Origin of the sequence: Streptomyces sp. NPDC048416 (assembly GCF_043200435.1) — a bacterium.
Taxonomy (GTDB): Bacteria; Actinomycetota; Actinomycetes; order Streptomycetales; family Streptomycetaceae; genus Streptomyces.
In genome coordinates this window covers 158565-170775 of record NZ_JBICXU010000003.1, presented here as the reverse complement: position 1 = coordinate 170775, position 12211 = coordinate 158565, and the positions used below count along the sequence as shown (strand labels likewise).

Annotated in this window: 9 protein-coding genes and 1 pseudogene; 7 read left to right on the top strand and 3 right to left on the bottom strand. The window is 71.8% G+C overall.

Annotation, left to right across the window (positions count from 1 at the left end; translation table 11 throughout):
• Positions 1-17 precede the first annotated feature (17 nt).
• Positions 18-599, bottom strand: a complete 582-nt coding sequence (locus ACGFW5_RS05540; RefSeq protein ID WP_393832871.1) for a TetR/AcrR family transcriptional regulator — start codon at positions 597-599, stop codon at positions 18-20.
• Positions 600-741: 142 nt separating this feature from the next.
• Here ACGFW5_RS05540 and ACGFW5_RS05535 point away from each other — a divergent pair, with 142 nt between their 5' ends.
• Together ACGFW5_RS05535 and ACGFW5_RS05530 are read left to right on the top strand one after the other, a co-directional pair.
• On the top strand, positions 742-2364 hold the full coding sequence (locus ACGFW5_RS05535) for an MFS transporter (RefSeq protein WP_393832870.1): 1623 nt from the start codon (positions 742-744) through the stop codon (positions 2362-2364).
• A 43-nt stretch (positions 2365-2407) separates the two neighbouring features.
• A pseudogene (locus ACGFW5_RS05530) lies at positions 2408-3257 on the top strand (oxidoreductase).
• 85 nt (positions 3258-3342) lie between these two features.
• Here the strand turns inward: ACGFW5_RS05530 and ACGFW5_RS05525 are convergent.
• Positions 3343-5460 (bottom strand): tetratricopeptide repeat protein, encoded by a 2118-nt coding sequence (locus ACGFW5_RS05525; protein WP_393832869.1) that lies wholly within the window; start codon positions 5458-5460, stop codon positions 3343-3345.
• Positions 5461-5701: 241 nt separating this feature from the next.
• Positions 5702-6472 carry a hypothetical protein gene (locus ACGFW5_RS05520; RefSeq protein WP_393832868.1) on the bottom strand — a complete coding sequence of 257 codons (771 nt, stop codon included), beginning with the start codon at positions 6470-6472 and terminating at the stop codon, positions 5702-5704.
• 262 nt (positions 6473-6734) lie between these two features.
• Here ACGFW5_RS05520 and ACGFW5_RS05515 point away from each other — a divergent pair, with 262 nt between their 5' ends.
• The 5 genes from ACGFW5_RS05515 to ACGFW5_RS05495 all read left to right on the top strand — a co-directional run bounded on the left by ACGFW5_RS05515 (position 6735) and on the right by ACGFW5_RS05495 (position 12196).
• The gene (locus tag ACGFW5_RS05515; protein ID WP_393832867.1) at positions 6735-7403 is read left to right on the top strand and encodes a helix-turn-helix domain-containing protein; all 669 of its coding nucleotides are present in this window, start codon (positions 6735-6737) and stop codon (positions 7401-7403) included.
• Between the two features lie 261 nt (positions 7404-7664).
• Positions 7665-8195 carry a toxin-antitoxin system, toxin component gene (locus ACGFW5_RS05510; RefSeq protein ID WP_393833082.1) on the top strand — a complete coding sequence of 177 codons (531 nt, stop codon included), beginning with the start codon at positions 7665-7667 and terminating at the stop codon, positions 8193-8195.
• Between the two features lie 3 nt (positions 8196-8198).
• On the top strand, positions 8199-9386 hold the full coding sequence (locus tag ACGFW5_RS05505; protein WP_393832866.1) for an MAB_1171c family putative transporter: 1188 nt from the start codon (positions 8199-8201) through the stop codon (positions 9384-9386).
• A complete protein-coding gene (locus tag ACGFW5_RS05500) occupies positions 9383-10807 on the top strand; it encodes an FAD-dependent oxidoreductase (protein WP_393832865.1) in 1425 nt (474 codons plus the stop codon). The genes ACGFW5_RS05505 and ACGFW5_RS05500 overlap by 4 nt, the downstream gene beginning before the upstream one ends.
• 93 nt (positions 10808-10900) lie before the next feature.
• A complete protein-coding gene (locus tag ACGFW5_RS05495; RefSeq protein WP_393832864.1) occupies positions 10901-12196 on the top strand; it encodes a VWA domain-containing protein in 1296 nt (431 codons plus the stop codon).
• Positions 12197-12211 lie beyond the last annotated feature (15 nt).

The window sequence follows — 12211 nt, the reverse complement described above, 5'->3', positions numbered from 1 at the left end:
CGGGGCCATCGGGGCCGTCAGGGCCATCGAGTTGACAGCAATCGGTCGACCAGACCGTCGACGTAGTCCGGGGTGAGCGGGCCGACGCCGAGCAGGACGCGGATGTACATGGGGGCCATCACGTGGTCCAGCACGTCGAGCGCGTCGGGTGCGTGCTCGCCGCGGTCGCGGGCGCGGTCGAGCATGGACTGCAACTGCCGGGTGCGTTCGACGCGGAGGTCGTCACGCGCCCGCAGGCCCTGCTCCCCGTTGCTGGACAAGGTGACGGCCAGATGCACCACCGCGAGGCCGTCGGGTCCGGTGACCTCGCGGGCCACCGCGGCCGCGTAAGTGTGCAGGTCCCCGGCCAGACTGCCGGTGTCGGGCATCGGCGACTGCGCGTTGAGGCGGGAGAGCGCCACGTCGGTGAGCAGGGTCTCCAGGTCGCCCCACCGCCGGTAGATGCTGCTGTCGGCCACACCCGCGCGGGCCGCGACCTCGCCGACGGTGAACTTGCCGTAACCGCGCTCACTGATCAAGTCGGTGACGGCCTGGTGCACCGCCGCACCGACGCGGGCGCCACGCCCACCGGGTCGCCGGGCTCGCTGTCGTTCTTCCATGCGCCCACTTTAACGCAGTTAGCACTTGCGTTTACGGGGCGCACCTCCGTACAGTCCCTTAACGCAGTTATTAGCTGCTTTAGAGCGCTCGAAGGCTGACAGTGTCGGTCTCCGAGAGACGCACCTACCGATGGAGATCCGCATGGCTGCATCGCCTACGGCCGTAGGCAGTCGACCGAGCCGGGCCGTACTGCTCGCCGTGACCTGCCTGGGCCAATTCATGGTGCTGCTCGACAACACGATTGTTGGCGCGGCACTGCCCGACATGCAGCACCGGCTGCACACGCAACTGACCGGACTCCAGTGGATCGTCGACGCGTACGTACTGCTGGTGGCCATGCTGCTGCTGTCCGGCGGCGTGTTCGCCGACCGGTTCGGCCGCAAGCGGGTGTACCTGGCCGGTGCCGTGGTGTTCACCGCCGCATCGGTGCTGTGCGCCCTCGCGCCCTCGCTCGGGTGGCTGATCGCCGGCCGGGTGCTCCAGGGCATCGGGGCATCGGCGCTCAGCCCCGCCTCGCTCGCCCTGCTCGTCGCCGCCCACCCCGTTCCTCAGGAACGCGTCAAGGCGATCGGGCTGTGGGCCGGATTCAGCGGAATCGGCCTGGCCGCCGGACCCGTGGCCGGCGGTGTACTGACCGAGGCCTTCGGCTGGCCCGCCATCTTCCTGGTCAATCTGCCCATCGGGGTGATCCTGCTCCTGGCCGGCCTGCGCCACCTCGACGAGTCCCGCAATCCAGATGCCCCCGCGATCGACATCCCGGGGACGGTGCTGTCCGTCCTGGCGGTGGGGACACTGACGTACGGGATGATCGAGGGTGGCGCCCGAGGCTGGACCTCACCGGTCATCCTGGCCAGCTTCGCCGCATCGGCGATCCTGTTCGCCGTGTTCGGCGCCGTGGAAGCACGTCGTCCGGCTCCGATGCTGCCCCTGCGGCTGTTCCGGCAGCGGCTCTTCACCGTGTCCAACACCGCGATGGTCGTGATGGGGTTCGCGCTCATGGGCTCGTCGTTCTTCTTCTCCCAGTTCTTCGTGTACGTCCAGGGCAGCTCGATCCTGCGCGCCGGGCTTCAGACCCTCCCGGTCTCGCTCACCATGGTGATCGTCAGCCCGTTCGCGGGTCGGCTCGCCGCCCGGTACGGCTTCCGCATGGTGGCCACCGTCGGCCTGACCCTGGCCGGAGGAGGACTGTGGGCACTGGGCCTGGTGCACGCCGACACCGGTTACGGGAACGTGTGGTGGCGCCTCGCAATCGCCGGTATCGGCTTCGCCCTGACGCTGTCCCCACTGACGGGCGCCGCCATCCAGGCGGTCAGCCCGCACGAAGGCGGCCTCGCCTCCGGCATCAGCGGCACCACCCGGCAAATCGGCGCGGTGCTCGGTGTGGCGCTGCTCGGAGCCGTCGTCCGCGCCCGGCAGTCCGGCGGCGCCTCCTTCGAGACCGGCCTCAACAGCGCCTTCATCGTTGCCGGCATCGTCACGCTGGCCACCGCCGTGTTCACCGGTCTGTGGCTGGCCAGGTCCAAGCCGGTGGAAGGCACAGTGGTGCCGGGGCGTTCCAGCGAGGCGGACGCGGTCACCGAGGCGGACGTGGCCACCAATCCGAACATGGCCACCGAGGCGAACGCGGTCACGAACCCGGGCACGATCACCAACCCGGGCGCGGTCACCAACCCGGCCGTGGTCACCGATCCGGACGCGGTCACCGACGCGAACGCCGTCACCGAGGCGAACGCGGTGAACGCGGTGCCCACAAGCAGCCGTTGACGGAACCCCACCGTCCAGCACGTCCGCTCCCAAGGAGAGACACATGACCCGCACGTTTCTGATCACCGGCGTGAGCAGCGGCCTCGGCCGTGCCTTCGCCGTCGCCGCACTCGAAGCCGGCCACACCGTCGTCGGCACCGTCCGCCGCCCTGAACAGGCCACCGCCTTCGAGCAGTTGGTTCCGGGACGCGCTTACGCCCGCGTGCTGGACGTCACCGACACCGATGCGATCGCGCCGACCGTCGCAGAGGTCGAGGACACGGTGGGGCCCATCGACGTACTCGTCAACAACGCCGGCTACGGCGTCGAGGGCACCTTCGAGGAAACCCCGCTCGACACCTTCCGCCACCAGTTCGACGTCAACGTCTTCGGCCTCGTCGCGGTCACCCAAGCCGTCCTGCCCCGCATGCGTGAGCGCCGTGCCGGGCACATCCTGTTCGTGACCTCCATGGGCGGTCTGCGCGCATTCCCCGGCCTGGCCGCCTACCACGGCTCCAAGTTCGCCGTCGAGGGCATCGCGGCCACGCTCGCCTCGGAGGTCGCACCGTTCGGCATCCACGTCACGGCGATCGAGCCCGGCTCCTTCCGCACCGACTGGGCCGGCCGCTTCCATGCACCGCGTGGAGAGCACCATCGCCGACTACGACCCGGACTTCGGGCCGATCCGCGAACGCCGCCTCGACATGCGCGGTCGGCAGCTCGGCGATCCTGCCCGGGCCGGGCGCGCGCTGCTCGCCGTCGTGGAGGCCGAGAAGCCGCCGACCCACCTCATCCTCGGCAGCGACGCACTCCGCCTCGTCGCCGACGCCCGCTCCGCCTTCGACGCGGAGACAGCCGACTGGAGTGAGCTGTCGAAGTCCACCGATCACCTCGAAGGGGAACAGCTCGTGTGAGAGCCGTTGGGCCACGCTGCCGGGAATGGCGCGGGGCCGACGGGCATCCTTGCGTGGGGCGGGCGTGGCCGGGTCCGGGCCCGGGTCACGCCCCGTCCCGGCACCGTTCGCGGAGCGCTCTCAGGTGGATGAGGGGGTAGTGGGCCTGTTCGCCGGTCAGGGCGGCGATTGCCTCGTCGATCAGCGGCAGCGCGTCCGCCGGCCGGCCGCTCGCCTCGAAGGTCTCGGCGAGGTCGGTGAGCGTGCGGGCCGTGTTGTACGCCTCATGGGTGGCCCGGAAGAAGGCGAGAGCGCTCTCCAGGCGGGCCTGCGCCTGCGTCCACTGGCCGAGGCCGCGCAGGGCCCTGCCGCGGTGGCGCTCCAGGAGAGCGCGGGCACGCGGCAGATCCCGGCTGCCCTCGCCGCCGGCCTCGACGCCGTCCAGGATGCGGTCCGCCGCCTCGAAGCAGTCGTACGCCTCCGAGAAGCGCCACTCACGCAGGCGGAGCAGCCCCAGCGACTCGACGGCCGTGGCACGGCCCCGGACATGGCCCGCGGCCTCCTCGATGCGCGCGGCCTCGGTGAAAGCGCTCTCAGCCTCGGCCCACCGGCCAAGTTCGGTGAGGTTGAGGCCGAGCAGGGTCTGCATCCGCGCGGCTTCCCGGGAGTCGGGGGCCTGGGCCCGGGTGATCCGTACGCCCGCGGTGAGGGCCGGGAGCAGCTGGTCGTGGCAGCCCATCTTCAACTGGACCGGCCACAGAGCCTGGTTGAGTCGGAAGACGGCGTCCATGTCGTTCAGTTCCTCTGCGGCGACTATGGCCTGGAGGAGATTGCCGAGTGCGTCGTGCAGAGCGGTCAGCGCCTGGCCCGCGTCGGCGTGGCGTGTCCCGGCCGGCTCGGGCTGCTCCGCCTCCCCCAGACGCCAGCTCTGACGCAGCGCTGCCCGGCTCGCCGCTTCGGCGAAAAAGACGCACCAGCGGACCGCTTCTCGAACGGCTTCTTCCACCGCCGCGAGACCGTCCTCGCGCAGGCCCTCCGTCGCGGCGTACTCCCGGACCAGCGGTCTGATCGCGTACGTGCCGTTGGTCGCGCTCTCCAGGAGACAGCCGGCGGCCAGCTCGTCGAGGATGCGTTCGGCGGCGCTCTCGTCGAGGCCGAGCAGGGCCGCGGTGAGCGGGGTGTCGATGGCGGGCCAGTCGCGCTGGGCGAGCAGCCGCAGGGCGCGCGCCGCGTCCGGTGCCAGGGCGCGGATCGCGTCGGCGACCGCCGTGCGGGCGGCGTCACCGCCCGAGCCGCCCTCCTGGCGCCAGTGCCGGGCCGTGAGGCGGGCCGCGGCCGCGCGCAGCGCGAACGGCGAACCACCGCAACGGGCCAGCACGGTGGGCAGGGCGGCCCGGTCCAGGGTCACGCTCCCGGCCTTGGCGACCTCGGCCAGCAGCCGCCTGGCGTCCTTGTCCGCGAGGGGCCCCACCGGGATGCCCACGGCGTCGAGGCCGGCCGGCGGATGGCGGGCCGTCACGATGACGAAGACGCCGGGCGCCGAGGTGAGTACGGGAAGGATCTGTGCGGCGGACCGGGCGTGGTCGAGGACGATCAGCAGCCGCCGGTCCGCGACGGTCGCCCGCAGCAGTGCTTCACGGTCGTCGCGGCCGGGCGGGACGTCCCCCGACGCGACGCCCAACTGCCGTAGCAGCAGGCGCAGTACGGTCGCGGGGTCGGCGCCCGCCGCGGGGCCGGCGCCGCGCAGGTCGGCGTATGCCTGCCCGTCGGGGAAGCGGCGCAGTTCGGCGCAGCCCCAGTGGAGGGCGAGCGCGCTGGTGCCGATGCCCTGCGGTCCGTGCAGGACGGCCACGCGCGGGCGGCCGTCCGCCGGGCGCGAGGCCTCGCGGCTCAGGGATTTGCGCTCACGCTCACGGTCGGTGAAGAACCGGGTGGAGGCGCGCAGCGCGGGCCGCTGCCCGGCCTGCCCCGGGCGCGGGGCGCTACGGGCGAACGCGGTCCACGCGCGGGCCAGGGCGGGATCCTGACGTACGGCGTCGTGCACCTGCTGGGCCACGCCGTCGAGTTCGTCACGCCCGCGCGGAGCCCGGACCTCATGGCCCACGATGCGCCGGACCAGCCCGCCCGCGCTCTCCCAGGCCGCTTTGCCGGCTTCGTTGGCGAGCCCGGAGCCGACCGCGCCCAGCACGGCGGCGACGGCCGCCGTCGATGTGACATCCAGCATGTTCCGCCCCGATTCCCCGGTCGCCCCCGCCTGCCGCGGCCACGCTAGCAACATCCTTTTCCGCGGGACGAGTTCGCCGGGGTTTGGCCGAAACCCTTCGGCGCGGACGCGGCGGCCCGGCGCAGGCGGGTGCGGCGGGGCCGGGACCAGGGGCCGGGACTAGGGGGTGTCTGGTGGATCATGGCCGGGGGTGCGGCGCCTGGCACGGCACCCTGACCGACCCTGATCCACCAGACACCCCCTAGGACTTGTCCGGCACCACGCTGAGATGGGCGCGGCCGCGTCGTGCGGCGGCCGGCTCGCTCTCGCGCAGGACCAGGGTCAGCCGCCGCAGCCCGAACTCCCGCAGTGTGCGCGGGGATTCGATGACCACGCGGCAGCTGGTGCGGCCCCGCTCCGGGTCGGGATGGCGCACCTGGCGTACCGCCCCGTCGTGGTGCACCGCCGCGTCACCGACCGCTCTGACCCAGTGCGGCAGGCCCAGGCGGAAGGCGGCGTCCATGATCGGGTCACCGGCGATGTCGCGGCGGATGTCGCGGAGCCAGGGAGCGCTCTCATCGTCGGCGAACGCCTCGGCGAACTGGGCGAGCATCGGCAGACACCAGGCCGTCTCGTGCTCGGCGAGCACACTGGCGGCCTCGGGATGGAACAGCACGAAGCGCAGGAAGTTGTGGCCGGGCATCGCGGTGGGATGCGGTCCGACCTTGCCGAAGAGCGCGTCGTACGCCGGGTTGGTGTGGGCCACGCCCCAGCCCGCGTCGAGCACCACGGACGGGAAGGACAGGGCGTCCGTCATCGTGAAGTAGTCGTGGACATAGGCCCTGAGCTCGGGGTTGCCCGGGAGTTCCGGGGTGTCGTTCCTTACGGTCGACGTGTCGTCGGCGGCGCGCTCCCCCGCGGCCGTCTGCTGTCCGGGACGCTCCTGGACCAGGGTGAACGGGCACCCCGCCACCGGGACGTGCGCTGCCGGAACCTTGGTCACCGAATCCTTCGCCACCGATTCTTCCGCCATCGAGTACGCGACTCCTCTTGCTGGCCCGCGAGTGCGGCGACCGGCCTTCGGGCCCGCCCGGGGCTCGGAGGGCGATCTTCACACCGCGTGGCGATCCTGATACCGCCGCCACAATGATGTCAAGCATCGTGGCATTCCGGCCCCCCTAAGCCTTGATTGCGCCACAACTGTGGCAAGTTCTGGTTGTTGTTGCCGGGAACCGCTAGCCTCCGGAGCATCCACTGTTGTGTCCGCCGACTCGCATGATCAAGGAGAACTACTGGTGACGGACGGCTTCTTGGTTCCGGGACCGGCGGCCACGGGCCCCCTCGCGGCCGTCGTCGCCCGTGTGGCCGAGCTCGCCGGAAAGCTCGGAATGCATCATGCGGACGTCTTCGACGTCCACCGGCTCTCCGAGGCTTCGGGCGTTCCGGCCGATGTGGTGGGCATGCTGCTCGACGGCCGCCCGGCCGGCGAACCCGACCTCCAGGCACGGTTTTTGCAGCGGTTCGGGCTGCTGCGCAGCACCCGTCGCAAACCCAACGGCCGCCCGCACACCCAGCAGGAGATCGCCGACGGCGCGGGCATGTCGCGTCAGCAGGCGGGTGCGCTGATCAACGGCGACCGTCGGCCCACGATGGAGCACTGCGACGCGATCCAGCGCTTCTTCGGTGTTCACGCGGGGTTCCTGACCGCCGACGACACCGACGCGCTGGGCGGCGCCCTGCTGCGTACCGAGCAGGAGCTCCTGCAACAACTCGCGGGCCGTGAGCGCGAGGGGGCGGCGCTCGCCGGAGGGCCCGGCGGCGACGCGCTGGAGCGTCTGCTCCAGGACCACGGCGTGCGCGGCATCGCCTGGCGCGCCGCCCAACTCCCCACCGACAAACACCGCGACAAGGTCACCGAGTGGCTGGACATGCTCCTGGAGAGCGTCAAGCAGTCGGAGTCCTGAGATGACCCGCACCACGTGGCCGCCGCGCTCCGCGGCACCCCTTGACCTGCCCGGATGCGGCCGCCCATTCATTTCCGGCCTCGCGGTGATGCCGAGTTCAACGAACTCCGGCTCAATGTCGACTGGATCAATCATCCACGGCTCGGCAGAGTGCTGGGCAGTGACGGCTTGCTCGATGAAGTGCTGCTCCATGAAGTACTGCTCGATGAAGTGCTGCTCGATGAACGGCTTGCGGGGAGAACGGTGGGCATAGGCAAGGAGATGCGCCGGCTGTGCGGCGAGCTGGTCGCGGGAATCACGATCCCCGCCCCGGCGGAGCCGACCGCTCTGTACGCCGCGCTGTGCGAGGGCATGAGCCGGCGCCGCGGCCGCCCCGTGGAGTTCCGCATGGCGGCCTTCCCGCCCGGCACCGCGAGCGGACTCTGGCTCGACATGGCCGACCGCGACCTGGTGGTCGTGGAGGAACGCACCGCGCCGGACCACCAACTGGTCATCCTGGGGCACGAGTTGTGGCACATGAACGCGGGCCACGGAAGTCACCACGTGGAGGGCGCGGCGGTCGCCGCCCGGCTGCTCTCCCCCGACGCCGATGTGAACGACACCGTGCGCAAGGTGGCCGCCCGCACGCGCTCCCACCTCGCCGAGGAGACCGACGCCGAGAGCTTCGGTGTGCTGCTCGGCAGCAAGTGCCGCCCCTGGCTCACCGGTTCGGGCATGCGCGGGCCCGTACGGCGCGACATGCTCGCCGGTCGCATCGAGGCTTCGCTGGGGTACCGCGGGCCGCAGGGCTGAGGCGTGCAGGGTCCCTCGTACTACATTCCGGCGGCCGCGATGGCCGCGGCCCTCGCGTTCAAGGTGCCCTCCCTGGTGCGCGCCTGGCGCGACCCGCTGCTGCGTGCCGTGTGCGCCCTGCTCGCCATGGCCGGCCTCGTCTTCTTCTTCGCGGCGCCGCCGACCATCGCGGAGGTCAACAGACTCACCGGCATCACCAACTTCTCCGCCCCGCTGGTGTACGCGCTGCTCAGCGGCTTCAGCGCGTCCTGCCTCGTACTGATCGTCAACTGGCGCGGCGGGCCGCCCGAACGGACCCGGCGCATCTCGCGGCGCTGGATCGCCGGGTACAGCGTGCACATGGTCCTGCTCGTGGTGCTGTTCCTGCTCGGGGACGCCCCGGTCGAGCGGCTGCGCGACCTGGACACGTACTACGCCACCACCCCGTACATCCGCGAGATGATCGTGCTCTATCTGGCGGGTGTCACCGTCGCCGGGGTCACGATGAACTACCTGTGCTGGCGCTGGGCACTTCAGGTGCACGGCTGGCTGCGCACCGGGCTCCTGATCATCATGCTGGGCTACACGTTCAACACCGCTTACGCGGCAGCCAAGTTCGCCGCCGTGTTCGCCCGCTGGGCCGGTCACGACTGGGACGGCCTCAGCACCGACCTCGCGCCGATCCTCGCCTCCCTCGGCGCGCAGGTCAGCGCCGTGGGGTTCTGCCTCCCGCTGGTGTGCCAACGCCTGACGGACACCTGGCAGACCTGGGCAAGCTACCGGCAACTCGGCCCACTGTGGGGCGAGTTGAACAAGGTGGCCCCCGGACACGCGCGCCCCGGGCGCGTCTTGGGGTGGTCGTCGGCCGAACTGTCCCTGACCCGACGCGAATCCGACATCCACGACGGGCTGCTGGCCCTGCATCCCTACTTCGACCGCCGCGACCACGCCCGTGCCTACGCCGCGGCCACACACGCCGGCTGCCATCCGGAGCAGGCCCAGGCGGTGGCGGACGCGGCGATGGTGACGGCCGCGGTCCGGGCCCGCCTCGCCGACCCCGAGGGCAAGATCATAGACTCGGCCGGTACCGCCGACTCCCCCGCCGCCGAGGGCCCCCGTGACCTGATGCGGATCTCCGCCGTCCTGCGTGAGGCACCCGACGTCGCAGCCGCCCCCGGGCCCGCGGCCATGCCAGAGAGCGAAGTCCATTGAGCGAGCGCGCCACGTCCTTCGAAGGCACCACCCGCCGTTCCGCCGTGGTCATCGGCGGAGGAACCGCGGGCATGCTGGCCGCCGCGGCCCTGCGCGAGTACGCCGACGACGTCACCGTCATCGAACGCGACGCGCTTCCCACGGGGCCTGACCCGCGCAAGGGTCTGCCGCAGGCCCACCACGCCCACCTGCTGTGGTCGGGCGGGGCCCGCGCCATGGAGGACCTGCTGCCCGGCCTCGGCGAGCGCTGGCTCGCGGCCGGCGCCCGCCGTATCGCTCTGCCCACCGGGCTCGTCTCCATGCAGTCCCAGGGCTGGCTGCGCCGCTGGCCCGAAATGCAGTTCGTCATCGCCTGCAGCCGCGATCTGCTGGACTGGGTGGTGCGCGAGCAGGTCACCGCTCACCCCCGGATCCGCGTGCTGACCCGCACCGAACTCCTGGGCCTCGAAGGCACCGCCGCCAGGGTGACCGGAGTGCGCGTGCGCACCCACGACGGCCAAGAGAGCGCTCTCAGCGCCGACTTCGTGGTGGACGCGTCGGGCCGCGGCTCCCGGGCCCCGCACTGGCTGGGCGCGCTCGGCGTCGAAAAGCCCCGCCAGGAGGAAGTCGACTCGGGCCTGGTCTACGCCAGCCGGATCTTCCGCGCCCCCTCCGGCGCCGACCGGTTCCCGCTGGTGAACGTGCAGTCGGATGCGCGCGTGCCGGTCCCCGGCCGCACCACGACCATCGTGCCGATCGAGGGCGGACGCTGGCTGGTCACGCTCTCAGGCACGCGCGGGGGCCAGCCCAGCGGCGCGGCCGAGGAGTTCGAGGCCTTCGCCCGCTCGGTACGCCACCCGGTCGTCGGCGAACTCATCAGCCATCTGGAACCCCTGACGGACGTGGTGGTGACGCGGAGCACCGTCAACCGGCGGAACTACTTCGAGAAGGTACGGAACTGGCCTGAGGGCTTCGTGGTCCTGGGCGACGCCGTCGCCACGTACAACCCGGTGTACGGGCACGGGCTTTCCGTGGCCGCGCAGGGGGCCGCGGCGCTGCGCGGGGCCCTGGCCGCCCAGGGCATGACGGCGCCGCGGCTGGCCGGCCGCATCCAGCGCGCGGTGGCCAGGCCGGTCTCCCTCGCCTGGGAACTCGCCGTCGGGCAGGACATCCTCTATCCCGGGGCGACCGGCATCCAGCCCGGCCCCGCCGCCAAACTGCTGCGCCGGTACGTCGACCGGCTGCTCCTGACGGCGACCGGGCACCCCGTCGTCAGCAAGGCGCTCTTCGACGTGATGACCCTGTCGGCGCCGCGCACCGCCCTCGTCGCGCCACGCGTCATGCTGACCGTCCTGCGGGGCCCGGCGCTGCCGAGGCTGACGGCCCCTCCGCTGACGGACCGTGAGCTCCTGGTCGCCCAGCCGCCCCAGCACACACCGTGAAGCAGGGGCTCAACTGTGCGGTGCGCAGGCCGATTTGAGTTGGTCCGTGGCGCCCGATTTGGGGCCCGTATCGATCTTCCATAGGATCCGGCGATGATCTCCAGAAAACGGCTGGCGGCCGGAGTGTGCGCGCTGGCCGCCACTTTCGCCACCGGCATCCTCCCGGCCGTCGGCACGGCCCAGGCCTTCGCCGCCCCCCGGCCCGACGGGCAGCCCGCCGCGCAGGCCGCGCCCAAGGTCGACCTGGTCCTCGACGTCTCCGGTTCGATGCGCACCGCGGACATCGACGGCAAGTCGCGGATGGCCGCCGCGAAGCAGGCGTTCAACGAAGTGCTCGACGCGGTCCCGCAGGAGGTCCAGCTCGGCATACGGACCCTCGGCGCCAACTACCCGGGCGAGGACCGCAAGGTGGGCTGCAAGGACACCCGCGCGCTCTACCCGGTCGGACCGCTGAACCGCACCGAGGCCAAGACCGCCGTCGCCACCCTCGCGCCCACCGGCTGGACGCCCATCGGACCCGCGTTGCAGGGCGCAGCCGACGACCTCAAGGGCGGTGACGCCACCCGCCGGATCGTGCTCATCACCGACGGCGAGGACACCTGCCAGCCGCTCGACCCGTGCGAGGTCGCCCGCGACATCGCCGCCCAGGGCATCCACCTCACCATCGACACGCTCGGCCTGATCCCGGACGCCAAGACGCGCGAACAGCTCACCTGCATCGCCGAGGCCACCGGCGGCACCTACACCTCGGTCCAGCACACCGACCAGCTCTCCGGCAAGGTCAAGCAGTTGGTGGACCGCGCGGCCGACCCGGTCGTCGTGCCCGTCGCCACGACCGGCACCGCGAGCTGTGAGAGCGCTCCCGAGCTCAAGCCCGGCCTCTACACGGACCGTGAGAAGTTCGCCGAGCACCGCTCGTACAAGGTGAACGTGCTGCCCGGCCAGGAGCTGCGCGCCTCCGCCAGCATCGGCATGGACCGCGCGACCAACCCCGACTACGGCATCCTGCTGCGGGCGCTGACCGCGCACGGCCGCGAGATCGTACGCGGCTCGGAAGCCGGCGACGGCCGGACCGACCTGATCTCCACGGGGCTGCGCTATCCCAAGGCCGAGGCCGACGACTCGGACGACAAGTCGACCCCGGAGACCGTTTGTCTGCAGGTGTCGAACTCCCTCTCTGCGGCTCCCGGCGTCAAAACGGACCCCGGGCTGCCGGTGGAGCTCGCCGTCGACGTGGTGGACGGCCCCGACCACGCGTCCGACGTGGCCTCCTTCGGACTGGGCCGGGGCTGGTGGCTGCTCGGCGCGCTCGCGCTGACCGGTCTCGTCGCGGGTCTGGTGTGGGGCTGGATCTCACGCTGGCGCATCGCGGTCTGGCGGACCAGCTGATGCCGAACACCACAT